The organism is Streptomyces similanensis, from assembly GCF_039543625.1.
GTDB classification, from domain to species: domain Bacteria; phylum Actinomycetota; class Actinomycetes; order Streptomycetales; family Streptomycetaceae; genus Streptomyces; species Streptomyces similanensis.
This window is the reverse complement of the sequence record NZ_BAABKC010000002.1, coordinates 122,093-146,083: the sequence shown is the minus strand read 5'-3', so window position 1 is coordinate 146,083 and position 23,991 is coordinate 122,093. Positions and strand designations below refer to the sequence as shown.

21 protein-coding genes are annotated in these 23,991 nt (G+C 73.2%); 14 read left to right on the top strand and 7 right to left on the bottom strand.

Annotated elements, in window-relative coordinates:
- Positions 1-3: 3 nt before the first annotated feature.
- Complete coding sequence (locus ABEB07_RS01105) at positions 4-549, bottom strand: VOC family protein (protein ID WP_345666605.1); 546 nt, start codon at positions 547-549, stop codon at positions 4-6.
- Between the two features lie 94 nt (positions 550-643).
- On the opposite strand from ABEB07_RS01105, the gene ABEB07_RS01100 reads away from it, so the two are divergent.
- Entirely contained in the window at positions 644-1,069 is a 426-nt protein-coding gene (locus ABEB07_RS01100; RefSeq protein WP_345666604.1) for a pyridoxamine 5'-phosphate oxidase family protein, read from the top strand.
- Between the two features lie 38 nt (positions 1,070-1,107).
- Here ABEB07_RS01100 and ABEB07_RS01095 read toward each other — a convergent pair whose 3' ends face one another.
- Positions 1,108-1,392, bottom strand: coding sequence for a hypothetical protein (locus tag ABEB07_RS01095; RefSeq protein WP_425588929.1), 285 nt, complete (start codon positions 1,390-1,392; stop codon positions 1,108-1,110).
- A 779-nt stretch (positions 1,393-2,171) separates the two neighbouring features.
- On the opposite strand from ABEB07_RS01095, the gene ABEB07_RS01090 reads away from it, so the two are divergent.
- Positions 2,172-2,777: a hypothetical protein gene (locus ABEB07_RS01090; RefSeq protein ID WP_345666603.1), complete on the top strand. Its 606-nt coding sequence runs from the start codon at positions 2,172-2,174 to the stop codon at positions 2,775-2,777.
- A gap of 43 nt (positions 2,778-2,820) precedes the next feature.
- On the opposite strand, the gene ABEB07_RS01085 is transcribed toward ABEB07_RS01090, so the two are convergent.
- Entirely contained in the window at positions 2,821-3,261 is a 441-nt protein-coding gene (locus tag ABEB07_RS01085; protein ID WP_345666602.1) for a pyridoxamine 5'-phosphate oxidase family protein, read from the bottom strand.
- A 245-nt stretch (positions 3,262-3,506) separates the two neighbouring features.
- Here ABEB07_RS01085 and ABEB07_RS01080 point away from each other — a divergent pair, with 245 nt between their 5' ends.
- Positions 3,507-3,782 (top strand): hypothetical protein, encoded by a 276-nt coding sequence (locus ABEB07_RS01080; RefSeq protein WP_345666601.1) that lies wholly within the window; start codon positions 3,507-3,509, stop codon positions 3,780-3,782.
- Positions 3,783-3,888: 106 nt separating this feature from the next.
- On the opposite strand, the gene ABEB07_RS01075 is transcribed toward ABEB07_RS01080, so the two are convergent.
- Complete coding sequence (locus ABEB07_RS01075; RefSeq protein ID WP_345666600.1) at positions 3,889-5,619, bottom strand: sensor histidine kinase; 1,731 nt, start codon at positions 5,617-5,619, stop codon at positions 3,889-3,891.
- Between the two features lie 119 nt (positions 5,620-5,738).
- A complete protein-coding gene (locus tag ABEB07_RS01070; RefSeq protein ID WP_345666599.1) occupies positions 5,739-6,431 on the bottom strand; it encodes a response regulator transcription factor in 693 nt (230 codons plus the stop codon).
- 219 nt (positions 6,432-6,650) lie between these two features.
- Here ABEB07_RS01070 and ABEB07_RS01065 point away from each other — a divergent pair, with 219 nt between their 5' ends.
- The 3 genes from ABEB07_RS01065 (at position 6,651) to ABEB07_RS01055 (ending at position 10,242) form a co-directional block, all read left to right on the top strand.
- Positions 6,651-7,043 (top strand): VOC family protein, encoded by a 393-nt coding sequence (locus tag ABEB07_RS01065; protein WP_345666598.1) that lies wholly within the window; start codon positions 6,651-6,653, stop codon positions 7,041-7,043.
- 183 nt (positions 7,044-7,226) lie between these two features.
- Positions 7,227-10,037 carry a class IV lanthionine synthetase LanL gene (lanL, locus tag ABEB07_RS01060; RefSeq protein ID WP_345666597.1) on the top strand — a complete coding sequence of 937 codons (2,811 nt, stop codon included), beginning with the start codon at positions 7,227-7,229 and terminating at the stop codon, positions 10,035-10,037.
- Positions 10,038-10,086: 49 nt separating this feature from the next.
- Entirely contained in the window at positions 10,087-10,242 is a 156-nt protein-coding gene (locus ABEB07_RS01055; protein ID WP_009192482.1) for a VenA family class IV lanthipeptide, read from the top strand.
- Between the two features lie 150 nt (positions 10,243-10,392).
- Here ABEB07_RS01055 and ABEB07_RS01050 read toward each other — a convergent pair whose 3' ends face one another.
- Entirely contained in the window at positions 10,393-12,099 is a 1,707-nt protein-coding gene (locus tag ABEB07_RS01050; RefSeq protein ID WP_345666596.1) for a carbohydrate-binding module family 20 domain-containing protein, read from the bottom strand.
- 547 nt (positions 12,100-12,646) lie between these two features.
- Here ABEB07_RS01050 and ABEB07_RS01045 point away from each other — a divergent pair.
- Positions 12,647-13,405, top strand: coding sequence for a hypothetical protein (locus tag ABEB07_RS01045; protein ID WP_345666595.1), 759 nt, complete (start codon positions 12,647-12,649; stop codon positions 13,403-13,405).
- Positions 13,406-13,582: 177 nt separating this feature from the next.
- Here ABEB07_RS01045 and helR read toward each other — a convergent pair whose 3' ends face one another.
- Positions 13,583-15,730: an RNA polymerase recycling motor ATPase HelR gene (gene helR, locus ABEB07_RS01040; protein WP_345666594.1), complete on the bottom strand. Its 2,148-nt coding sequence runs from the start codon at positions 15,728-15,730 to the stop codon at positions 13,583-13,585.
- Positions 15,731-16,236: 506 nt separating this feature from the next.
- On the opposite strand from helR, the gene ABEB07_RS01035 reads away from it, so the two are divergent.
- The 7 genes from ABEB07_RS01035 (at position 16,237) to ABEB07_RS01005 (ending at position 23,972) form a co-directional block, all read left to right on the top strand.
- Complete coding sequence (locus tag ABEB07_RS01035) at positions 16,237-17,487, top strand: ParA family protein (RefSeq protein ID WP_164587654.1); 1,251 nt, start codon at positions 16,237-16,239, stop codon at positions 17,485-17,487.
- Positions 17,484-19,160 carry a ParB/RepB/Spo0J family partition protein gene (locus ABEB07_RS01030; protein ID WP_345666593.1) on the top strand — a complete coding sequence of 559 codons (1,677 nt, stop codon included), beginning with the start codon at positions 17,484-17,486 and terminating at the stop codon, positions 19,158-19,160. Before ABEB07_RS01035 ends, ABEB07_RS01030 begins: the two co-directional genes overlap by 4 nt.
- Positions 19,161-19,589: 429 nt before the next feature.
- Complete coding sequence (locus ABEB07_RS01025; RefSeq protein WP_425588928.1) at positions 19,590-20,765, top strand: bifunctional DNA primase/polymerase; 1,176 nt, start codon at positions 19,590-19,592, stop codon at positions 20,763-20,765.
- Positions 20,762-22,324, top strand: coding sequence for a DNA primase family protein (locus ABEB07_RS01020; RefSeq protein WP_164587653.1), 1,563 nt, complete (start codon positions 20,762-20,764; stop codon positions 22,322-22,324). Before ABEB07_RS01025 ends, ABEB07_RS01020 begins: the two co-directional genes overlap by 4 nt.
- Positions 22,325-22,532: 208 nt before the next feature.
- Positions 22,533-22,916, top strand: coding sequence for a DUF6009 family protein (locus ABEB07_RS01015; protein ID WP_345666592.1), 384 nt, complete (start codon positions 22,533-22,535; stop codon positions 22,914-22,916).
- A 192-nt stretch (positions 22,917-23,108) separates the two neighbouring features.
- Positions 23,109-23,360 (top strand): Smr/MutS family protein, encoded by a 252-nt coding sequence (locus tag ABEB07_RS01010; RefSeq protein WP_164587651.1) that lies wholly within the window; start codon positions 23,109-23,111, stop codon positions 23,358-23,360.
- 93 nt (positions 23,361-23,453) lie between these two features.
- Positions 23,454-23,972: a MarR family winged helix-turn-helix transcriptional regulator gene (locus tag ABEB07_RS01005; RefSeq protein ID WP_345666591.1), complete on the top strand. Its 519-nt coding sequence runs from the start codon at positions 23,454-23,456 to the stop codon at positions 23,970-23,972.
- The last annotated feature ends 19 nt before the right edge of the window (positions 23,973-23,991 follow it).

Here is a 23,991-nt window from a genome sequence, read left to right as displayed (position 1 = left end):
GGGTCAGGGGCGCCGGCGGCGGCGTGAGGTGTGCTCCTCGTAGGGCTGGGGGTCCGGGTAGGTGATCAGTTCGAGGGTGCTGCCCCATGGGGTGTGCGTGTAGACCATGCGGTTGCGCGGGCCCGCTTCCGGCCCGGGCAGCGGGCCGGGTTCGGACAGGGCGCGGCCGCCCGCCGCCTCGACGCGGGCGACGGCGTGTTCGAGGTCGTCGACGTAGACGGCGAGGTGCTGCCAGCCGAGGTCGCACGGCAGTGCCGGGGGCCGCTGCTCCAGCGCGTCGAACTCGAAGAGTTCGAGGCCGGGGCCGTGCGGCAGGGACAGCATCCGGATCGCCCGCTGGGCGGTGCCCGGCGGCACACCGAGCCGCTGTTCCATCGCGGCCCCGCTGTTCGGCCCGTCCGCCCGGCGCAGGGTGTCGTAGAGCACCTCGGCGCCCAGGGCCCGGGTGAAGAAGTCGGTCGCGGCCTCGATGTCGGGCACGGTGACGCCGACGTGGTCGATCCCGCGTACGGGGGGCCGCCCGGGGGCGGGGGCGCGGCTGTTGTCCATTCCCCCACCGTCGCATCCGCCGCGACCGGCCCGGTACCCGAAGGGGGGCCGATCGGCCCTAACCATCGGTGCGGCGGCTGGGGACGATGGAGGGATGCTGACGAACGACGGCTTTCGCTCCCTGGACCGGCCGGAGTGCCTGCGCCTGCTGGCCGAGGTGCCGGTCGGCCGGGTGGTGTACACCCGGCAGGCGCTGCCCGCCGTACTGCCGGTGAACTTCGCCCTGGACCCGGACTCGTCCGTGCTGCTGCGCACCTCGGCCGGTTCCGACCTGGTGCGCGCGGTCGACGGGGTCGTGGTCGCCTTCGAGGCGGACGCGTTCGACGCGCGGAGCCGGTCCGGCTGGAGCGTGGTCGTCACCGGGCAGGCCGGCGTCGTCACCGATCCGGCCGAGCACGAGCGTCTGCTGCGGACCGGGCCGCACTCCTGGATGCCCATCAGGGACGACGTGTTCATCAGGATCGAGTCCGCGATGGTCACCGGCCGCGAACTCGTGGACCTGCGCACCACGGCGGGCTGAGCCCGGCGCCCGGCGGCGTGGGAACCGGTGCCGCCGGGTCAGCCGGTCGCCTGCCCGGGCAGCAGCCGTACGGCGGGCTCCCAGCCCAAGTGCGCTGCGGCCACCCGCAGGTTGAGGACGGCCGCGCCCACCGCCAGGTGCTGGGCGCGCTGTCGCGGATCGGACAGGGGCAACCGTCGCGCCCGGTCGGCGCGGACGTGGATCGAGCAGGTGTCCGGCTCCAGGCCGAACCGCCAGGGCTGGGTGTTGTGCATCGACGGCGCCGCCACGGCCGCGTACAGCAGGTTCTCCACGGCTGTCGCGTCGACTTCCGGTGTCCGCATGCCGGCTCCTTCACGCACTCCCACGGCTTTGGTTCCACCGCCACTCTGCGCCGCCGCGTCCGTGCGGGGCGAGGGCTCAGCGGTCCTCTCGCGGGGCCGCGGGTCCCGGGACCGACGGGCCGCCGTCGGGAGGGACGGGAGTCGTCCGCGGCCGTGCGCGCGAGGCAGGTCGTATCGTTCGCGGCCGCCGGACGCCGAGGACAGGTGCGTCCGGCCGGGCGGCAGTCAGGGCAGACGTGGCCGCCGGCGGCCGGACGGGGACCGAACCGGAGGACGACACAGGCGCCACGCCGCGCCCGTCCGGCTTGGGACGGGGGATGCCGGGCCGGTCGGGGATGCGGTGGTGCGTGCGCTGCCTCCGATTCGATCAATCTCACCGTACGCCGCGCGGGCGGTGCGGTCACAGCGCCGAGCGGCCCCGGCCACAGGGCCGTTGGTCCCGAGCGGGCCCGTCCCGAACACCTCGTACGGGCCCCGGTCCGCACGGAGGGCGGGCTTCCGCACACCCGGGGGTCAGCCTGCGGGCGCACGCTCGCGGTGGCCGTACGACTCCGGTCCGACGGGCGTTGACCTCCGTGGGCTGACGCGTCCGGCACATCCGGTCCGCAGGATGACACCAGACGAGACGGCGACCCGCCGCCGCGCGCACCTCGCGACGACTGGAGACTTCTGTGAGTCCTGTATGTCCTTCACATCCTTCACATCCCTTACGTCCTGTACGCACCGCGAGCACCGTACGTCTCGCGCGTTCCCCCCGGCACACCCGCAAGGTCGTGGTCGTGGCCCTGGCCGTGGCGGTCGCGGCCACCGCGATCACCGGCGTCACCGTGGCGTCCGGCGGTCCGCGGGAACGGCCGGTGCGAGCGAGCGTCACCGGGTCCGCCGAGTTCCGGCTGCCCTACCTGGCCGACGACGACGTCCGTTCGCTGACGTTCGACGCGTACGCCGCCCCCTTCAGCCGGCCGATCCCCGGCCTGCCCGGGACCGGCGGGCTGCCGACCGACGCACGCGGCACGGTGAAGGTCTCGCACTACTCGGCGCGGGAGCACATCACCTACACCGCCGAGGGCGCGGTCGACTGTCTGGTGACCGCGCCCGGCTCCGCCTCCCTGACCGCGGTCATCACCAAGGTGAGCCCCGGAGGGCCGCACTGGCTGGGCGAGCGGATGGGGTTCAGCGTGTACGACGGCGGCACGGACGAGCGGGGGAGGGCCTCGGGGGACCGAGTCGGGTACTCCTGGGACGACACGGTGAACTGGACCACCGGCACGCCGCGGCACGAGGACGCGGTGAACTCCTGCATGGCGCCCGCCCCGTTCGCGCCCGTCACCGAGGGCGGGTACCGGGTCCGGCACGCCGACCTGCCGAACTGGCCGACGAACTGAGCCGAGGTGACGAAGCGGCCCGAAGTGACGAACCGGGCCGGGGTCACAAGAAGCGTCCGAGGCCGTACGCGGTGAGGCCGCCGACGAGTTCGCGGCCCGTGACGAGCTCCGGCTCGATGCGGACGAACACCTCCCGCGGCGAGGGCGCCCAGGAACACGGCACGTCACGGTCCAGGCGGCGCCGCTCGCCGGCGTCGCCCACCACCGAGGCGGTGCCGGTGACCACGACGCTCCACCCGGAGTGGGCCGCCGCGTCCACCTCGTCGGCCTCGAAGGCGACGATCGCGCCGTCGACCGCGCGGACCAGCCCGGAATCCGCGGCCGTGCGCAGCACCACCGCCCCGTCGTCGTCCAGCCAGAAGTTGACCGGGAGCACGGCGGGCAGGGCATGACGCGTGTGGACCACACGGCCCACCGGCGCCTTGGCCAGCAGCCGCAGGCACTCCGGTCGTTCGAGTTCGCGGAATCCGTCGTTGCGGTACATCAGCGGGTCCGTCTCTCCACCTCGTACGGCCACCGCGGCCGTTTCGCCTGTCCCCCCCATCCTCGGCGCCCGCGGCCCGCCGGACGAGGGCCGTGGGTCCCGTCCGGCGCGGAGAACGGCCCGGTCCCGGCGTCGCCGGAGCGCCGGTCGCGGCCGGTGGTCCCGGCGGGACGGGCCCGTCCGGCCCCTGTCCCACCGCGCCCGCCGCCGGAACATTCGCGGGCAGGGACCGAGGAGGTGGGGCCGTGCGCGGCAGCAGGGTCACGAGGACCGGCGCGGGCATCGGGAAGGCGTCCGCGCGGCGGGCGGCGGGGCGACGAGCGGCGACGAGCGGCGGGGCCGTCTTCTTCGGCGCGTCGGCCGCGCTCGGGCCGGCCGCGCTCGTCCACGGGGCCGCCGCCGTGCCGCGCCGGCGGCTCGACCGGCGGCGCGCTGAGCGGTGGGCCACGGAGTGGGACCTGACCGGCCCCAGATGGGACCAGAAGACGGGCGGAGACAGACGGGACGAGGCAGGAGGCTGAGGGCTGCGAGCTGAGGGCTGAGGCGGACGCGACGGGGCGCACGAGTGGGGCGTACGCCGGTGCGAGGGGGCGGTGGCTCCGCGCGCCGCCCCGCGCCCTCGTGCTCCTACGCGCTCTGCGGGCCGCCGCCCACCGGGGCGTGCCAGGACAGGGTCGTTCCGCCGCCCTCGGGCGTGGTCCACTCCAGGTCGCCGCCGAGCTGCCGGGCGCGTTCGGCCATGTTGGCCAGCCCGCTGCGCCGGCCCCCGGCCGGGATGCCGACGCCGTTGTCGGTGACCGTGAGGCGCACGGTCCTGCCGTCCGTCTCCAGCGCCACGTCCGCGCGTCCGGCCCGCGCGTGCCGGGCGACGTTCGTCAGCGCCTCGGACAGCACCGCCACCACATGGTCGGCGGTCTCCCGGGTCACATGGGTGTCGAGCAGCCCTTCCATGCGCAGGCTGGGGGCGAAGCCGAGTACGGGCGCGACCTCGCCCACCACCCGTACGATCCGGGCGCGCAGCCCGGGGGCCGTCTCGTCGTCGCGGGTGCGCAGCCCGAAGATGGTCGATCGGATGATCTTGATCGTCTCGTCCAGGTCGTCCACCGCCCGCAGCACCCGCTCCTTGGCGCCCTCATGGTCGATGAACCGGCCCGCGCTCTGGAGCGTCATCCCCGTGGCGAACAGCCGCTGGATGGCCAGGTCGTGCAGATCGCGGGCGATCCGGTCGCGGTCCTCCAGCAACGCGATCTGCTCGGCGTCCTGCCGCCGCTCGGCCAGTTCCATCGCCAGCGCCGCCTGCCCCGCGAAGCTCTTGAGCGGTTCGAGTTCCTTGTCGGAGAAGTCGGTGGCCCCGGCCTCCCGGGCGAGCAGCACCACGCCCCGGATGTGGTCGCCGGCGCCGATCGGGACGGCCACGGCGGGTCCGAGGCCGGTGAACCGGGGCGGTCCGGCCGAGACCCGCTCGTCGTGCGCGACGTCCGGGCTGCGCACGGGCGCGCCGTCGGCGAACGCCTTGCCCGTCAGGGTGCCCTCCACGGACAGCACCAGACCGCGGTGTGCCTCCGCCTGCTGTCCGATGGCCACGTCCACGGTGAGCGTGTCGGTGCCCCGCACCGGGGTGGACATCGCGGCCAGGGCCGCGCCGGTGATCTCCCGGGCGCGTTCGGCGATCAGCTTGAGGACGTCCGTCTGGGCGGCGCCGGACATCAGGCTGCGGGTGATCTCCGCGTTGGCGCGCAGCCACCGCTCCCGCAGCCGCGACTCCTCGTACAGCCGCGCGTTGTCGATCGCCACCCCCGCCGCCACCGCCAGCGTGGACAGGACCGACTCGTCCTCCTCGTCGAACTCCGCGCCGCCCCGCTTCTCCGTCAGGTACAGGTTTCCGAACACCTGCTCCCGCACCCGGATCGGCACACCCAGAAACGTGCTCATCGGCGGATGGTGCGCCGGGAACCCGTACGACGACGGGTGCTCCGACAGCTTCCCCAGCCGCAACGGCTCCGGATGCCGGATCAACTCGCCGAGGATCCCGTGCCCTTCCGGATACGGTCCGATCCTGGCGATCTGCTCCTCGCCGACCCCGATGGTGTGGAACGCGGACAGCCGCCGGCCGTCCGGGCCGATCACCCCGAGCGCCGCGTACTCCGCGTCGACGAGTGTCGCCGCCGCTTCCACGATGCTGTGCAGGACCTGTTCGAGATCGAGCTCCCGGCCGACGGAGAGCACCGCCTCCAGCAGGCTGTGCACCCGGTCCCTGGTGCCGCGCGCCGCGTCCAGGCGGGCCTGGAGTTCCTCCAGCAGCTCGTCCAGGCGCAGCTGCGGCAGGCGGACGCGGGCGGCCTCCCCGGAGCTTCCCACCGCTGTTCCTCCATGCCACGACGTGCCGAAATACGTACTGCTCTGCGGTCACAGTAGCGGCTGGCGCAGGGGAACCGCACGGCGATGGGGCACCGCGCGGACGGGCCCGCGCGGGATCGTCAGTGGTGGTCGCCGCGCAGTCGGTCCCGGGCCTCGGTGGCGATGACGGCGGCCTGGATACGGCGCTCCACGCCGAGCTTGGCGAGCAGCCGGGAGATGTGGTTCTTGACCGTCTTCTCGGCGAGGTAGAGGCGCTGGCCGATCTGCCGGTTGGTGAGCCCCTCGCCGATCAGCGCCAGGATCTCCCGCTCCCGCTCGGTCAGGCCGGGCAGCGCGTCCGGCTGCTCCTCCTGCCGTGGTCCGCCGCGCAGCCGGGCCATCAGCTTCGTGGTGGCGCTGGGGTCGAGCAGCGACTGGCCGCGGGCCACGGTGCGCACCGCCGAGACCAGGTCCGAGCCCTGGATCTGCTTGAGCACATAGCCGGAGGCGCCCGCCATGATCGAGTCGAGCAGCGCTTCCTCGTCGTCGAAAGAGGTCAGCATCAGACAGGCCAGTTCCGGCAGCCGGGAGCGCAGCTCGCGGCAGACGGTCACCCCGTCGCCGTCCGGCAGCCGCACGTCCAGCACCGCCACGTCCGGGCGCAGCGCGGGCACCCGCACCAGGGCCTGTTCGACGGTGCCGGCCTCGCCGACCACCTCGATGTCCGTCTCGTCGCTCAGCAGGTCGTGCACCCCACGGCGTACCACCTCGTGGTCGTCGAGGAGGAAGACCCGGATCGGGGTGTCGGGGTCTGCCTGCTCGCGGTCCGCCATCGGTCACTCCTCGTGATGTGTTCTGCCTACCCTGGCATCCTTTCCCCGATCGGGGCCGGAAGGCCAGGGCCGATCGGCCCTGTTCCCGAGCGGTCCGGTGCTCGAGGGTCCCTGTTCCCGGACGGTCCGGGCGGTGCGGGGTTCGTGCGGACCGGAGTCGGTCACTACGGTGTGACACCGCACGTGTCCGCCCCGCCCGTCGACTGCCCCGGAGTTGCCATGCCCCCGTTGATGAGACCGACGGCGATCACCCTCGACTGCCCCGACCCCGAGGCGTTGATGGAGTTCTACCGGCGGGCCACCGCGCTGGAGCCGCATCCCGGGTCCGACGCCGACTTCGCGGGTCTGGTCCAGGAGGGCGGGCTCATGATCGGGTTCCAGCGGGTCGACGACCACCGTCCTCCGAGCTGGCCCGGCCAGGGCGTGCCGCAGCAGATCCACCTCGACTTCGAGGTGGACGACCTGGACGAAGCGGAAGCCAGGCTGCTGGAGTTGGGCGCGACCAAGCCGGACTGCCAGCCGGGCGGGGCGAGATGGCGCGTCCTCGCGGACCCGGCGGGCCACCCCTTCTGCCTGACGAGCGCACTCCCCCGGCCGACGACGGCCCCGTAGCCCCCGCACGGCGCGCCCTTCGGACCACACACCCGACCCCCGCCGGACACACCCGCCTTCCGCCTCTCGTGTGAGGTCGTCACCCGTCTGCGCGGCACCGCGCGCCAACGGCGCGCGGATGTGAGCACCTTGGTCCTGACCGCAGGACGGGAATCACCTCCCGTCCGAGTGGAAGGGACTGAGATGACCGGGCACGTCGACACGGCAGGCGACCTCGAGCGCCTCCTGGGCGAAGCACTCCGCGCCACCGCCACCGGCGCGCGCTGGCGGAGCGTCGCCGACGGGACGTGGTGCCATGTCACCCCCCTCTCCGCGACGACGCCCGAACAGGGCTGGAAGCTGCACCTGTCGGCGACGGTCGCCTCCGCGCCGGCGGTCCTCACCCAGGCACTCGGCGTGCTGCTCGCGGAGGACTCCGCGTTCAAGTTCGCCCGGTCGCGGGAGAAGGTGAGCGTGCTCAACTCGCGCAGCACGCCCCGGGGCAGCTCGGGGAAATTCCTCACCGTCTACCCGCGGGACGAGGCCGCCGCGGTCCGTCTGGCGCAGGAACTGCACCGGGCCACGGACGGGCTCGCCGGGCCGCAGATCCTCTCCGACCGGGCGTACGCGCCGGGCAGCGTGGTGCACTACCGCTACGGTGCGTTCGTGGCCCGGCGGCGGCTGTCGGACGAGGGCCTGTTGGTGCCGTACATCAAGGACCCCGACGGCAACCCGGTGGAGGACCGCCGGACCGGCCAGTACCTGCCCCCGTCCTGGGCCGTCTGCCCCTTCCCCGTCACACCCGCGGCGCCCGCCGCCACACCCGCCGCGGACCGGCCGGCCGCGTCCGCCGCCCCTGACGAGCGCGCCGCCGCCGACCCGGCCGCCGCGGCCCGCGCCGCCGGCCCGCTGACCCTCGGCGGCCGCTTCACCGTGCGGGAGGCGATCCGGCACACCAACAAGGGCGGTGTCTACCGGGGCACCGACCTGCGCACCGGTGACCCGGTGGTCATCAAGGAGGCCCGGCCGCACGTGGAGGCGGACGCCGACGGCCGCGACGTACAGGCCTGGCTGCGGGCCGAGGCGCACGCGCTGGAGCGGCTCGACGGACTCGGTCTCGCCCCGGCGCCGCTGGCCCTGTTCGAACACGGCCGGCACCTGTTCCTGGCCGAGGAGGAGGTGCCCGGGGGCACGCTGCGCACCTGGGTGTCGGAGCGGTTCCGCCGCTCAGGCGCCGACCGCTACCGGGCCGACGCGCTCGCCGTGGTCGAGCAGCTGGTGGACCTGGTGGCCGCGGCGCACGCGCAGGGCTGCGTGCTGCGCGACCTCACTCCCGGCAACGTCATGGTCCGACCGGACGGCAGCCTGTGCCTGATCGACCTCGAACTCACCGTCCTGGACGAGGCGTCCGCGCCGCCGACCCGGCTGGGCACCCCCGGCTTCAGCGCGCCCGAGCGCCTGGTCGACGCGCCCGTGGCCCCGACCGCCGACTACTACAGCGTCGGCGCCACCGCCTGCTTCGTCCTGGTGGGCCGGGTGCCGATCCTGCTGGACGACGAGCCCGCCGGCCGGCCCGTGGAGCAGCGGCTCGCCGCCTGGCTGGCCGCCTGCGCCCCCCGGCTCGGGCTGGCCGACGGGCTGGTGGCGATGATCCTCGGGCTGATGCGGGACGAGCCCGCCGCCCGCTGGGACCTGACCAGAGCGCGCACGGCGCTGCGCACCCTCACGGCGGCCCCGCCGGTACGGCACACCCCGGGCGGCCGTCGCCCCGCCGCGCCGCCCGCGCCGGAGGGCGAGCAGGACCCGGTGGCCGGGATCGTGGACCATCTCGTCGCGACGATGGCACCGGGTGAGGGCGGCCGGCTCTGGCCGGTCTCCACCACCGCGGGGGAGACCGCCCCGTGCACCGTCCAGCAGGGCGCGGCCGGTGTCCTGGCCGTGCTGACGCGGTACTTCGAGCTGACCGGCGATCCCCGTCTGCCCGAGGTGATCGCCACCGCGGGCCACTGGATCGCCCGGCACACCGACCCCGGGCAGGCGCGCCCCGGTCTGCACTTCGGCGAACGCGGCACCGCGTGGGCGCTGTACGACGCGGGCCGCGCCGTGGAGGACCGCCGGCTCACCGACCACGCCCTCGCACTGGCTCTCGCGCCGCAGGCGGCCACACCCAGCCACGACATCACGCACGGCACCGCGGGCAGCGGGCTGGCCGCGCTGCACCTGTGGAACCGCACCGGCGACGCCCGTTTCATGGAGCTGGCCGTCGCCGCCGCCGACGAACTGGCCGCGGCGGCGGAGCCCGAGCCGACCGGAGTGAGCTGGGCGGCGCCCGCCGAGGCCGTCTCCCGGCTGGCCGGCAAGCGCTACCTCGGGTTCGCGCACGGCGTCGCCGGGATCGGCACGTTCCTGCTGTCCACCGCGCTGGCCGCCCGGCGGTCCGACCTGCTGGACCTGGCCGTGGACGCGGGCGAGCACCTGATGGCCAACGCCGTGCTCATCGGCGAGGCCGCGCACTGGCCCGCCCAGGCCGCCAACGAGCCCACGACCCCCTACTGGTGCCACGGGTCCGCCGGCATCGGCGCCTTCCTGGTCCGGCTGTACCAGGCCACCGGCGACGACCGGTTCGGCGACCTCGCGCACCGCGCCACCCGTGCCGTGGCGGAGTACGCCTCGCGCGCCCCGCTCACCCAGTGCCACGGGCTGGCCGGCAACGGCGACTTCCTGCTCGACATGGCCGCCGCCACCGGGGACGACGCCCACCGCGCCCTGGCCGAGGAGCTGGCCCGCCTCCTGCTCACCCAGCGCGCCCGGCGACACGGCCACCTCGTCTTCCCGAACGAGTACGGGGACGTCTCGACCAGCTGGAGCGACGGGTCGGCCGGGATCCTGGCCTTCCTGCTGCGGCTGCGGCACACCTCGCCCCGGCTCTGGACGGTTCCGCCGCCGGTCCGGGACCACCACCCCACAGACCCCCGGGTGGCGCGTACCGCGCTCCATCCGGTCGCCACAACCTGAGCAGCGTCCCTTCGCCGCTCACCTCCCCACAGAAGGAAAGGAACCCCCCATGGAAAACCTGGACCTCGAGCTGCTGGCCGAGCTGCACGCCCTGCCCGAGACGGAGCCCGTCGAGATGGACGGCGCCTCGTACGGCGGCACCTGTGCCTGTGTCGGTCTGCTCACGGCGCTGAACACCATCTGCATCGGCATAACCTGCGCCTGATCGCTTGTTATCGCGAACCCTGGTAGCCGTCGTCCGTGACGGCAGCCGGTCGGAACGCCCCTGAGGGGCTCGGATCCGCATATGGGATCCGGGCCCCTCAGCCGTGCCCGCGACGCCGCCGCCCCGCGAGCACGGTGGTGTCGGCGGGGTTCAGTCGCGCCAGGTGTCGTTCAGGGTGACCAGGCCGCCGGAGCCGACGGTGGCGGTGCGGTTGGCGCCGCTCTCCCAGGTGACGTTGCCGTTCGCGTCCTTGCGCAGGTACTTGTACGCGAAGGACGTGCCGGCCGGCAGGGACACCGTCAGCTTCCAGACGGGGTAGCTCGCCGGGTCCAGCTTGAGGGCGGCGCCGGTGTTCCAGCCGCCGAGGGCGGCGTTGTCCCCGGTGACGTAGATGTTCTGGCCCCACTGGGTGGTGGCGTTGACGTTGAACGACGCGCCTGTGGCCGTGCTCCCGCCGCTGTCCCCGCCGGTGCCGCCGCCGCAGGTCCTCGCGCCCACGTGCAGGGCGAGGGCGGTGTCGGCGCCGAGGGTGGCGGTGAACCGGCCGGCGGAGTTCACCGTGACGCCCTTGCCGCTCTGCACGTCGCAGTAGTCGCCGGCGGGCAGCGAGGTCTGGAAGGTGCGGGTCAGCGAGGCGCCCTCGTGGTTGATGGCGACGTACGCCTTGTCGCCGCGGCCGAAGGCGATCTGGTTGCCGCCGTCGTCCCACCAGTTCGTCACCGCGCTCCCGGCGGCGGTGTTGCGGAACTTGACCATGCTCGCGATCTCGCGCCAGGCGTGCTGGCACTTCCAGCCGTCGGTGTAGCAGGCGCTCACCTGGCCGTTGTCCGGTCCGGCGGCATCGTTGTCGGTGAACTCGTAGCCGGAGTGCACGTCGGGGGAGCCGTAGGGCCAGGCCAGCATGAAGACGTGGGCGAGGGTGTAGGCGGCACCGTTCTTGTAGGTGAGGGTGGTGCCGTTGCGTTCGGTGTCGTGGTTGGTGACGAACACCGACGCCTTGCCGCTGGGCACGTAGCCCCACGCCTCGCCGAAGTTCTTCAGCTCGGCGAGCTTCTCGCTGCCGAAGACCCGCTTGAGGTCGTAGGCGTAGTGGAACTCCTGGACGTCGCCGGTGTTGTAGTACTCGGACGGCTGGACGGCCTCCCCGGCGGCGCCGATGGTCTCCTGCTTCCAGTAGACGCCGGGGTCGGTGAGCCGGGACTTGATGTTCGCGAGGTCGTCCTCGGCGATGTGCTTGGCGGCGTCGATCCGGAAGCCGTCGACGCCGAGGGAGAGCAGGTCGTCGAGGTAGCCGGCGATGGTCTTGCGGACGTACTCCTCGCTTGTGTCCAGGTCGGGCAGGCCGACCAGTTCGCAGTGCTGCACGTTCCAGCGGTCCGCGTAGTCGGTGACCGTCGACGTGCAGTCGTCCATGTCGGCGGCCGAGTAGAGGCCGGGGTAGTCGTACTTGGTGAAGGACGAGCCGGCGGTGCCGGTGCCGGAGCCGTTCGCCATGTGGTTGACGACGGCGTCGGCGACCACCTTGACGCCGGCGGCGTGGCAGGTGTCGACCATCTTCCTGAAGGCGGCGCGGTCGCCCAGCTTGGTGCCGATCCGGTAGCTGACCGGCTGGTACGCCGTCCACCAGGTGCTGCCCTGGATGTGCTCGTTGGGCGGCGAGACCTGGACGTACCCGTACCCGTCGGGGCCCAGTTCGTCGGTGCAGGCCCTGGCGACGGAGGCGAAGTTCCACTCGAACATCACCGCGGTGACGTCCTTGCCGCCGGGCGCGCTCGCCTGCGCCGGCGTGGGTGCCGTGACGGCCGCAGCGGCTCCCGCCAGTACGGCGAGTGCAGCGGCCACGGTCTTTGAGGCCATGGTGTCTCCAGTCGTGGAAGTGGGGTGTACCGGAGCAACGGCCCCGATGGCGACGCGCCGTGCCGCGGGAGGCCGGGTTCCGTCCCTTGCCGCGCTGGTTCTTGCTGCAAGAGATTGCGGCCGAGACCGTACGGCGCGCGTCACAGCCGGTCAACCCCTCGCGCAGTGAGAGAAGTTCGGCAGGAGAGAGCCGGGCCGAGCGCCTCGCAAACTCTTTCGCAAAACTTTCAACGGTGCTACGTTCATCGAACTCCGGTCCCCGGCCGCGGGGTTGCCGGTGCACACCCGCGGCCCCGACGCGCCCGGCCGGCGGACCGGAGTGCCCGGTCGCGGAAACCCGCTCCGTCAAAGCCCGGGTGACACTCGAAACGGCGGTTTTTCAGCGGCCGCCACACGGCCCGGAACCGGCTCGGCACACCTCGGCGGCCCACGTGGCAAGGGGTGATGCGGGTTCGCGACGCGGATCGCGTTCATCCCCGGCACTCGGCACGGCCCTGACACCCCAGTAGCATGCGCAGCGTCATCCACCCAAAGGAAGTGAACGGCTGTGCCCACCCAATCAGCCACCGCCACGGTCCGGTCGCGGTATGCCGAGCAAGCCGCGTCGGATCTCGCGGAGAACCGGCGCCACCAGCAAGAGCTGACCAGTCAGTTGGAGGCCCTGCGGCAGGAGGAGACCCTGCTGCTGGACATCCTGAGCCTCGCGGGACACCCCGCCGCCGACTCGGCACACGTGCCGCAGCAGGCGCGGCACGAGCCCGAGCCCGCCGCCGAGCAGGCGCCGCGGTCCGTCCCGGCCCCGGCCGCACCGGACACCTCCGCCGAGGCCCCCGCCGAGGAGACCCCGGCCGAGCGGCCCGCGCCCGCCGAGGGCGAGGACGCCGCCAAGGCCGCGGCCAAGCCGGCCAAGACCGCCGCGAAGAAGCGGGCCGCCAAGAGCACCCCGCGGGCCGCCGGCAAGACCGCCGCGAAGGGCGCCCCGAAGAGCGCCGCGAAGACCGCGGCCAAGGCCACCGCCGGCAAGACCGCCGGCAAGGCCGCGGCGAAGAAGGACGAGTCGCAGGCCCTGCTCCGCGACCTCCTGCTGGGCCTGCTCGACGGACACAGCGAGCCGCGCCTCGCCGCGGAGCTGCGCGAGGAACTGCTGCGCGCACACCCGGACCGTGAGCCCACCCCGCAGGTCGTGCGCAACACCCTGGAGGCGCTGGTCGCCAAGGGACGCATCCAGCGGCACAAGCAGGGCCGGTCGGTCATGTACACCGTGGTGGGCCAGGCGAAGGACGAGGAGCGGGCCGGCGCCGCCTGATCCGGCGGCGCGGACACATGTGGCCGCGGCCGCCGACGGCCACACCCGGTCGTCGTCCGCCGCCGGATGCCGCACCGCGCGGTGCACACACGTGGGGCTGGGCGTGGGCCGTCCGTACCGGCACGGCCCCCGCCCCGGCACACCGCCCACGGCGACCGGGCCGGCCCGCGCCCGCCCTCAGGAGCTGGTGAGGACGACGAGTTGCCGGGTCGCCCGGGTCATGGCGACATAGCGGTCGACCGCTCCCTCGACGCCTTCGCCGAACTCCTCCGGGTCGACCACCACGACCAGGTCGAACTCGAGTCCCTTGGCCAACCGCGGGGTCAGCGACCGCACCCGGGACGTCGCCCGGAACGCGGGCGCGCCGATGACGCAGGCGGTCCCGTCGGCGTTCTCGGCGAGCCACGTGTCGAGCACCGACTCCAGCTCCGCGGCGGACCCGTGGCGGACGGGGATGCCGCTGGCGCGGATGGACGCCGGCACGTTGGCGTCCGGCAGCGCGGCCCGGATGACCGGTTCCGCCTCGGTCATCACCTCTTGCGGTGTGCGGTAGTTGACGCTCAGCGAGGCGATGCCGATCCGGTCGAATCCGACCCTTTCGAGCCGCTCCCGCCACGACTCGGTGAATCCGTGCCTGGCCTGCGCGCGGTCACCGACGACGGTGAAGCTCCGGGACGGGCAGCGCAGCAGCAGCATCTGCCACTCCGCGTCGGTCAGTTCCTGCGCCTCGTCCACGACGACGTGTGCGAACGGCCCGGCGAGCACGTCGGGTTCGACGGCGGGCAGCGCGTTCTCGTCGACCAGGCTGTTGCGCAGGTCGGCGCCGTGCAGCATCGTCACCGCCCCTTCGCCGTCGTCGTCGGCGGCGAGCACGGTGTCGATGACGGCGGCCATGCGTTCGCGTTCGGCGGCCAGGGAGGCCGCCCGCCGGCGGGCGCGGCGGGCCGCCGCCGGGTCGCCGAGCCGCTGCCGGGCCGCGTCCAGCAGCGGCAGATCGGACACCGTCCAGGCCCGCGCGTCGGCGCGTTGCAGGGTGCGGACCTCCTCGCGGCTCAGCCAGGGGGCGCACATGCGCAGATACGCGGGCACCGTCCACAGGTCCGAGACCAGGTCGGCCGCTTCGAGCAGCGGCCAGGCGCGGCCCAGGGCGCCGGTCAGCTCCTCGTCGTTCCGCAGCGCCCGGCGCAGCAGGGCCGGGGACACCTCGGCGTCGTGCTTGTCCGCGATTATGGTGAGCAGGGCCTCCCAGATGTGCTCGCGCGCCTCGTTGTGCGGGGTGCCCGGCTCCGCCGCCGCGAACGCCTCGGCCCAGTCGTCGGCCGTGAGCCGGACGTCGGACCAGGGGGTGGTGACCGTCAGCGGCTCGGTGGGCGGCTCCTCGTAGAACGCGACGGCCTTCTCGATCGCCTTCACCAGGTCCGCGGACGACTTCAGCCGGGCCACCTCCGGGTCGGTCTCGTCGGCTGCCGTGGCTCCCTCGGCGACCAGGTCCCGCAGGACGCAGGTCTGCACGCCCTCCTCCCCGAGGCTGGGCAGGACGTCGGCGACGTAGGCCAGGTAGGGCCGGTGCGGGCCGACGAACAGCACGCCGCCGCGGCGGTGCCCGAGGCGCGGGTCGGAGTAGAGGAGGTAGGCGGAGCGGTGCAGCGCGACCACGGTCTTGCCGGTGCCCGGGCCGCCGTCCACGACGAGGGCGCCGCGCGAGCCCGCCCGGATGACCGCGTCCTGGTCGGCCTGGATGGTGCCGAGCACGTCGCGCATCTTCGCCGACCTGGTGCCGCCCAGGGTGGCGATGAAGGCGGACTGGTCGTCGAGCGCGGCGTGCCGCTCCAGGCCGTCGGCGGTGAACACCTCGTCCCAGTAGTCGCTGATCCGGCCGCGGGTCCAGCGGTACCGGCGCCGGCTCGCCAGGCCCATCGGGTGGGCGTGGGTGGCGCCGAAGAACGGCTCGGCGGCCGGGGAGCGCCAGTCGATGAGCAGCCGGCGGCCCGTGCTGTCGGTGAGGCCGAGCCGTCCGACGTAGACCGGCTCGGCGTCGTCCGCGCCGACCATGCGGCCGAGGCAGAGGTCGGCGCCGAAGCGGCGCAGGGTGCGCAGCCGGGCGGTGAGCCGGTGCACCTCCGCGTCCCGGTCCATCGCGTGCCGGCCCACGCCGCCGGGGGCCCTGCGTTCGGCGTCGAGGAGGCCGGTCAGTTCGTCGATCGTCTGTTCGAGGGTGGTCGCGATGGCCGCGAAGTGCCGCTCGTCGCCGGCGATCAGCGCCGGGTCGGCCTTGGCGGTGAGGCGGTCGGGCAGGTCGAACACACCGGTGGTCAGGGAGGTCATGTCAGCAGCTCCGATCAGAGGTCCGTCCGCGCCGGCGGCGCTGCCCGGTGACAACAGAGAACGCACTCGGTGGATCCCTCGTTTCCGCAGGTTCTGGGGGTCGGCGAGTGATTCTCCGGTATGACGGGGGCCTTGCCGCAAGCCCCCCCGTGCGCTATACGTTGAGAGTGGCGAGGAGTGGCCGCTCCCTCGCGAGCGCCCGCGCCACGTGTGAGCGGAGCCTCCCGCGGACGGCGGACGTGACCGCGGCGTACAGGATCCGCCCCCCCTTTTTATTTTTCCGGGTGCTTCGCGGTGCTGCCCGGGCCGGTGGCGGGCTCCGGCGACACTCCGGTCGACGTCGGCGGCGACCGCCTCGAATCGGCCCCCTTAGAAAGCCTGACTGCCTTTCAGACGCGGCCCGTTGATGGGCCAATGGGGACAAATGAGGAGTAACTCATCGTCTCTTTTTGCTTTCTAACGTGTCGCTGGGGCGAATGATCAAGCACGTTAGTAAGGTGTCCCCCATGAGTTCGCCAGCCACGTCCAGCGACCGCGAGAAGGTCGTCTCCAAACTGCCGGGATGGCTCCGGCAGCATCTCAAGGTAAGGGCCGCACAGCACGGCGTCGAGATCCAGACGGCCGTGGAGCAGGGCATCGACGCCTGGCTCGCCCTCGCCTCCACCCCCGCCACCGTCGACACCGCCGGGGCCGACTCCTTCTCCACCTTCCTCCCCGAGGGCCAGTGGGAGAGGTTCCGCGACGTGGCCGCCGACCGGCGGGTCTCCCTCATCCAGGGACTGGCGCAGTCGGTGCAGCTGTGGCTCGACACCACACCGGCGCCGGACATCGAGCGGCCGGCCGTCACCCGCCGCATCGTCGTCTGCAACCAGAAGGGCGGCGTCGGCAAGACCGCCATCGCGGCCGGCGTCGGCGAAGCCCTGGCGGAGGACCCCGGCAGGCTGCATCCGGTACGGGTCGCCAAGGCGCTCTCCGCGGCCCTGCGCGCCAGCGACCAGATCGCCGACAGCGACCCCCTGGACGTGGAGAGCCTGCCCGGTCTCGGACTGCGGGTGCTCCTGGTGGACTTCGACCCGCAGTGCCACCTGACCAATCAACTCGGCGCCACCCCGCTGCCGATGAACGGCGACAGCCTCACCAACCACATGGCGGGCGACCCCAAGGGCGATCTGCGCGACCTGCTCGTCTCCATCGACGAGAGCACCTTCGGCGGCCGGCTCCACCTGCTGCCCGCCTGCCACGACGCCTTCCTGCTGGACGTGCGCCTGTCGGCCGTACGGGCCAGGGAGGCCGCGCTGGAGCGGGCGCTGCTGCCGCTGGAGAGCGACTACGACGTCATCCTCGTCGACTGTCCGCCCAGCCTCGGGCTGAGCATGGACGCCGCCGCCTACTACGGCCGGCGCCGCGAGGGGGAGCGGCCCGGCCAGTCCGGCGCCCTGATCGTGGTCCAGGCGGAAGACAGCTCGGCCGACGCCTACGACCTGCTCACCAACCAGATCGAGGACCTGCGCGGCGACCTCGCCCTGGACCTCGACTACCTGGGCATCGTCGTCAACCTCTACGACGGCCGCCGGGGCTACATCGCCACGTCGTCCCTCCAGGGCTGGGTCGACATAAAAGACCCCCGCGTGGTCGGACTCATCAGCGACCTCAAGGAACAGAAGGAGGCCGTGCGCATGAAGCAGCCCCTTCTGTCGTACGCACCCTCCTCGCAGCAGGCGGTGGGCATGCGGGCCCTCGCACGGGAGATCTCATGAGCAAGGCCGACCAGCTCGGAACGGGCCGTTTCGGCGCCTCCGCACGACCGGTCAGCGCACGCCGGACGGCGATCGGCGCGGCGACCGGCGTCCCCACGGAAGGCGTCGCCCCGCCCACCCGGCTGCCCCTGGACCGCATCAGCGCCAACCCGGACAACCCGCGCACCAGCCTGGGCGACCTCACCGAACTCACCGGCAGCCTGCGCGAACACGGCCAGAAGCAGGCCATCACGGTGATGAACCGCGACGCCTACGTCAAGGCCAACCCGGAGCGCGAGCACGAACTGGCCGCCGACGCCACGCACGTCGTCGTGGACGGCAGCAGCCGGCTCGCGGCGGCCCGCGAAGCCGGAATGACCCATCTGAACGTGATGGTTGACGACGACCAGGGCGCCGACTCCGAGGCGATCCTGGAGTCCGCCCTCGTCGCCAACGTGCACCGCCAGGGACTGGAACCCCTGGACGAGGCCAGGGCGCTGCAACGCCTCCTGGCCATTCACGGCACGCAGACCCGGCTGGCGAAGCGGCTGCACAAGTCGCAGGGCTGGGTGTCCCAGCGGCTGGCCCTGCTCAACCTCGCGCCCGAACTCCAGGAGCGCATCGGCGAGGAGCGCATCGACCTGCTGCGCGCCGTGGGCAACAAGCCCCCGGAGGAGCAGGAGGCCGCCCTGGAGGCGCTCAAGCGCGAGCAGGCGCGCGCGGAGGCGGAGAAGGCGGAACGGCGCAAGGAGCGGCAGACCACGGCCGCGGAGGAGCCCGCTGACGCCGAGCGGTCCACGGCGGTCCACCAGGCCGCCACGACCGCACAGATGTCAGCCGCCGGCGACACCGACGCCGCCTGGTCCGTCGAATCCACCGCGTCCGACGCCGACGCTGCGGGCACCGCGAACGCCACCGGCACCGGCACCCCCGACCAGGCGCCGGACGGGGCTTCGGACCGCGCTTCGGACCGCGCTTCGGACCGGAGCGACACGCCCGGCCGTACGGCCGGCCTCTCTCCCCTCTCCCGCGGGGAGGGCGGGGAGCCGGGGGAGGGGGAGTGGGAGGCCGCCTCCGAGCCGGCCGACGACGACGCTCGCACCGGCTCCGGCTCCGGCGCCCGGTACGCGACGGCGTCCGAGACCGAGAGCACGGAAGGACCCGCCCGATCGCCGAAACCGGCGGAAACCGCACGATCGACGGATTCGGCGGATTCGGCGGATTCAGCGGTTCCGATGGATTCGATGGATCCGGCGGAACCGTCGGCCCCCGCCGTACCGGCCGCGTCGGCCGCCGCGTCGGTCCCCGGGCCGACGGAGTCCGAGGACGACGACGAGCGGCGGCCGACGTCCCCCGCACGCCTCACCCCGGTCCCTGCCGCGTCGTCGTCGGCCCACGCCCCGTCCGCGCCCCTCGCTCCCGCGGACGGCGTCCCCGAGCCCCGGGGCGCCCTGGGCTCCCTGGGCGACGACGACGGCGATCACGCGGAGAGCGAACACGCGGACGACGACCGGGCCAACGGCGACCACACGGGCCCCGACCTGGCGGTTCCGCCCCGGCTCCCGTACGACGACGGGGTCTTCCTCGCCCACCACCTGATCCGCAAGATGCCGGACCCCGCGTTCGACAGGATGCTGGAGCTGCTCAACGAGCACCAGCGGCAGCGCGACGCGGCCCGTCAGGACAGTGCCTGAGCCGAGGGGGACGGGGAACCAGGGACCGAAAGGCCCGCGTCCCTGCCCGGAAGGGTCGCTGCCCATGTGTCGTTCGCGCCGGTCAGGGGCCCGATACAGTCCCACCCAGGGACCGGAGGGACCCGTTCTTGAAGTGGAGGACGTCGCTCCGGACAGTTCCGGAGCGACGGAATCCAGGGTGCCGGATACCCGTCAGCAGGGTGAAGTGCGGTCAATTCACCCGCATGGTGACTCCCACCCAGGGACCAAGGGACTCAAGGGACCGAGAAAACTGATAGAAACGGCACGCGGGGGGGCTGCGGGATCCTTTGGGCCAGTGAGCCCTACACTCTTTCTGGATTACAGTCCCTTCGGTCCCTGACAGGGCATCACCTTCCAGCCGGGCCGCCGTGGAGTGACCGAAGACGAGATGTGACGAGGACGATTCGCGTGCCGCGCCATGGTGAGATCAGCGAACGCACCGCTGCGGGCGGCCCCGTGCCGCCGCGCTCGGTCGCGCGGTGGTGCGCCGCCCAGGGCTGGCCGGTCCATCCGCTGGCCCCTGGACGGAAGACCCCCGCGGCCAACTGTCCGGAGTGCCGCAGCCGCCGGCACACCCCGGCGGCCTGCCCCTGCCTTCCGGCCGGGCGTCCCTGCCACGGCTTCCACGCGGCCACGACCGACACCGCGCGCATCGACGCCTGGTGGACCGCCACTCCGTCGGCGGGCGTGGGCGTCGCCTGCGGCCCGGCCGGCCTGGTCGTCATCGACATCGACGCCCACGCGGCCGAGGTGCCCGACCGCGGCCGGCTGCTGCCCGGCATCCCCATCCCCGAGCAGGTGAGCCTGGACGGGCTGGCGTCCGGCTTCGACACCCTCGCCCTGCTGGCCGCCTACCGCGGCCGCCCCGATCCGGCCGCCGACGAGGACACCCTGCGGGTCCGTACGCCCTCCGGCGGTCTGCACGTCTGGTACCGCAACCCCGATCCGGCCACCCGGCTGCGCTGCTCCACCGGTTCCGGCAGCAGGGCGGCCCTGGCCTGGCAGGTGGACGTCCGCGCCGACGGCGGCTACATCGTGGCGCCGACCACCCGTACCGCACAGGGCGTGTACCGGCCGCTGGGCTCCACCCGCACGCCGGCGCCGCTGCCCGGCTGGCTACACGACGAACTCGTCCGCACCGGCCACCTGATCGCCCAGACCCCGACCGAAAACCCTGAGGTGGCACCCCATGCAGGAGCACGCAGGGCGCCGGACGGCACGGCCCCCGCGCCGTCCCCCCGGCCGGACCACGTGCCGACGGCCCGGCCGAACCAGGTGCCGACGGCCCGCCGGGCCCCGCGGACCGGCGCGGCGCACCGGATCCTCGATCCGCTGATCGCCCAGGTCGCCCGCTGCGCCGAGGCGCGCGAGGGGACCGCGTTCACGGAGAAGCTCAACCGGGCCGCCTACACCGCGGGCGGACTGATCGCGGCCGGGCACCTGGACCACAGCGTGGTCCGGGACCGGCTCGTACGGGTCGCCCAGCACGCCAGACCGTGGCAGCAGGCGCGCAACGAGGCGATCGTCGACGATGCCCTCGCCGTGGGGTCCGCCCGTCCGCTCCACCTCGAAGGACGTTCATGAGCAGCGCCGAGAGCACGCCGCGGTTCGACCCACAGGCCGCCGCTCAGCAGATGCTCGACCTGCAGATGCTCGAGCAGACGGTCGAACAGTCCTCGCCCGCCCTGGTGCCCCCGCAGGCCTACCCGGACGCCGCCGCGACCGCGTCCCGCGCCGTGGGCACCGGACTGCCGACCGCTCCCCTGCCGCCGTCGCTGACCGACCGCGGCAACGCCCGGCTGTTCGTGCGACTGCACCGCGACCAGTTCCGGCACGTGGAGGGACTGGGCTGGTTCGTGTGGGACGGCTACCGCTGGAAGCGCGGCGGCGGCGAGAAGGCCGCGCTGTGGGCGGCGGGCGAGATGGCCGAGGACATGCCCGACAGCGACCCGCGCGGCGTGTACAGCGAGCGGGAGATCGCCCACCACAAGCGGCGCACCCTGTCCACCGCCGGCATGAAGGCGCTGCTGACCCAGGCCAAGGCCTCCCCCGACCTGTCCGTCGACCCCGACGAGCTGGACGGCGACCCGTACGCGCTGTGCACGCCCGCCGGCGTAGTCGACCTGCACAACGGCTACATCCGCAAGGCGGACCCGACCCGCGACTTCCACTCCCGTGCCACCAGTGTGGCCCCGCAGCGCATGGAGACGCCCCGCTGGCACCGGTTCCTCGCCGACACCTTCGGCGACGACGACGAGGGCCGGGAGATGATCGCCTTCCTGCACCTGATGCTGGGCTACTCCATCACCGGCGACGTGGGCGCGCAGGTGCTGCCGTTCCTGCACGGTGAGGGCAAGAACGGCAAGTCCGTGCTGCTGGACACGATGATCCAGATCCTCGGTGACTACGCCGACGCCGCCCCGCCCGGCTTCCTGATGGACCGCGGCGCCTTCTCCGAGCACTCCACGGAGCTGACCGAACTGCACGGGCGGCGCCTGGTGGTGTGCAGCGAGCTGAAGCCCAACGACAAGTTCGACGAGGCCCGGGTGCGGCTGCTGACCGGCGGCGACAAGATCAAGGCGCGCCGGATGCGGCAGGACTACTTCTCGTTCACGCCCACCCACCACCTGTGGCTGCTGGGCAACCACCGGCCCGAGGTGTCCACCGGCGGCTTCGCCTTCTGGCGCCGTATCCGCCTGCTGCCCTTCACGCGGACGGTGCCGGCCGAGCGCCGGATCGACAACCTGGCCTTCGAACTGGTCCGCGACGAGGGGCCCGGTATCCTGCAGTGGCTGATCGAGGGCGCTCAGCGCTACCTCGCCACCCGGGACCCGCTGGAGGGCCCCGACCGGGTGCGCATGGCCACCTCCGCGTACGCCTCGACGGAGGACCACATCGGCCGGTTCCTGGCCGAGTGCTGCACCCGGGACGGCGAGAACGCGCGTGACCTGCGGGTCGAGCAGGGTCTGCTCTACACGGAGTACAGCTCCTGGTGCCACGCGGGCGAGGGCATCCGCCCCGCCACCCCGCGCGCCTTCGCCAACCGGGTCCGGCAGGAGGTCGGAGTGGCTTCCCCGGCCGACATGATCAAGTCCAACGGGCGCAAGTACTACCCCGGTATCGCCCTGGCGGAACAGGCATGATGACAGTCGCATTCGGGCACTCCCTAGCATGCGGCCTACACCGTCGTCCGCATCCGCTCTACCATGGGGGCCGGGCCCCGCACACGGCGACCGCCACGGAGCGGACCGCCACTGGCCGGTGCGCAGGCCACCGTGAAGCGCACACGCACACATGCCGGGCCACGTCCTCGACGTCGGGGACCGAGCCGATGAAGGAGGGGCTGCAGCCATGAGTTCGCTGTTGACCGAGAGCGACCTCATCCACGAGGAAGAGGTGGTGTGGCTGGAGAACCCGGAAAAGCTCGACTACGTCCGTCAGGCGCTCGACAAGACCAAGCGCCGCAACACCAAGCCTCCCTACGCCCGTGACGGCCGCATGGTCGGGTACGCCCTGCTGGACGACGAGGCCACCCCCGACCCGGACAGCGGCCTGTACAAGCGGCGGGTCTTCTTCCTGCTGCCGCACGACCGGGACAGCCTGCCGGACGGCCTCTACCGTGAGGGCGCCCCGGGCGAGGCCATCGACCCGCGCACCATCAAGCCCGGCAAGCCCGGTGCCAAGACGCCGCGTTCGCAGCGGGGTCCGGTGGCGATGGCGTCCTCGACGCCGTGAGGACGCCTGCGGCGTAACGACACGCCACCAGCCCCTCCCCCGGCGTCCTGCGGGCACGCTGGAGGGCCTGAGGGGCGCTGTGAGGGCCGTACAGAGGGCCAGGCGAGTGAGCGGCCGCCAGCCGGGATCCCACGGCTTCAGGAGCGCCTGAGAGCCCCTGTGCCGCGTGTCAGCCATCGAGGAGAGGCCGCCGTGCTGAGCCTGGATCTGCATCCGCTGTTCCGCAACAACCGCGACATCGAACTGGCGCTGCGGCAGTTCGTCTTCCGAGCCCATCAGTCGGGCGAGCCCGTCGTGGAGATCATTCCCGGCAAGGGAACAGGGCAGCTGCGCAACCGCGTCCTGACCTTCCTGGGGCAGAAGCACATCAGGAAGCTGTACGACCGGGTCGAGGTCAGCGAGGCCAACACCGGCCGCGTCCTCGTGCACTTCACCCCCCGCTGAGCCATCGGATGTCCCATTTTTCCGACGCCGGTCCCTTCAGCCCCTCCCCCGGCCGACGGCCCCTCCTCGGAAGGGCGCGCCTAGCCTGTAGGCGTGACCCAGCAGCCCGGTCGTCAGGACCGATCCGCAGAAGCCGCAGAAGCCGCAGAAGCCACCGAGGCCACCGAGGCCACCGAGGCCGCAGCAACAGGTGAGGCCAACCTCGGTGGTGCGCTGTACGACGCCATCGGCCTGGTGGCGCGGCGGCTGCGGCACAGTCGGGCGCCGGGTGAGCTGTCACTGCCCGAGCGTTCGGCCCTGTCCCGGCTGGCCGCGGCGGGGCCGGCTTCAGCGGCCGAGCTGGCACGGGCCGAACAGGTCACCGCACAGGCCATGGGCACCGTCGTGAACGGGCTGGAGACGCGCGGTTTCGTCCGGCGCCGGCCCGATCCCCATGACCGCAGGCGGATCATCGTGTCGCTCACCGAGACCGGCGAAGATGTGCTGCGGCGCAAGCGGGAAGCCCGTGGCCGGCAACTGGCCACCGTGCTGACCGAGCGGTTCACCCCCGCCGAACTCCAGACCCTCGCGGCCGCCGCTCCCCTGCTGGAACGTCTGGGCGAACACCTCTGACACCCCACGGCAACCACTC

Coding starts and splice junctions, on each gene's coding strand:
- ABEB07_RS01055 (WP_009192482.1), top strand. CDS start 10,087: ATGGAAAACCTGGACCTCGAGCTGCTGGCCGAGCTGCACGCCCTGCCC.
- helR (WP_345666594.1), bottom strand. CDS start 15,730: ATGACCTCCCTGACCACCGGTGTGTTCGACCTGCCCGACCGCCTCACC.
- ABEB07_RS01100 (WP_345666604.1), top strand. CDS start 644: ATGCTGACGAACGACGGCTTTCGCTCCCTGGACCGGCCGGAGTGCCTG.
- ABEB07_RS01065 (WP_345666598.1), top strand. CDS start 6,651: ATGCCCCCGTTGATGAGACCGACGGCGATCACCCTCGACTGCCCCGAC.
- ABEB07_RS01020 (WP_164587653.1), top strand. CDS start 20,762: ATGAGCAGCGCCGAGAGCACGCCGCGGTTCGACCCACAGGCCGCCGCT.
- ABEB07_RS01105 (WP_345666605.1), bottom strand. CDS start 549: ATGGACAACAGCCGCGCCCCCGCCCCCGGGCGGCCCCCCGTACGCGGG.
- ABEB07_RS01085 (WP_345666602.1), bottom strand. CDS start 3,261: ATGTACCGCAACGACGGATTCCGCGAACTCGAACGACCGGAGTGCCTG.
- ABEB07_RS01070 (WP_345666599.1), bottom strand. CDS start 6,431: ATGGCGGACCGCGAGCAGGCAGACCCCGACACCCCGATCCGGGTCTTC.
- ABEB07_RS01050 (WP_345666596.1), bottom strand. CDS start 12,099: ATGGCCTCAAAGACCGTGGCCGCTGCACTCGCCGTACTGGCGGGAGCC.
- ABEB07_RS01015 (WP_345666592.1), top strand. CDS start 22,533: ATGAGTTCGCTGTTGACCGAGAGCGACCTCATCCACGAGGAAGAGGTG.
- ABEB07_RS01095 (WP_425588929.1), bottom strand. CDS start 1,392: ATGCGGACACCGGAAGTCGACGCGACAGCCGTGGAGAACCTGCTGTAC.
- ABEB07_RS01030 (WP_345666593.1), top strand. CDS start 17,484: ATGAGCAAGGCCGACCAGCTCGGAACGGGCCGTTTCGGCGCCTCCGCA.
- lanL (WP_345666597.1), top strand. CDS start 7,227: ATGACCGGGCACGTCGACACGGCAGGCGACCTCGAGCGCCTCCTGGGC.
- ABEB07_RS01035 (WP_164587654.1), top strand. CDS start 16,237: ATGAGTTCGCCAGCCACGTCCAGCGACCGCGAGAAGGTCGTCTCCAAA.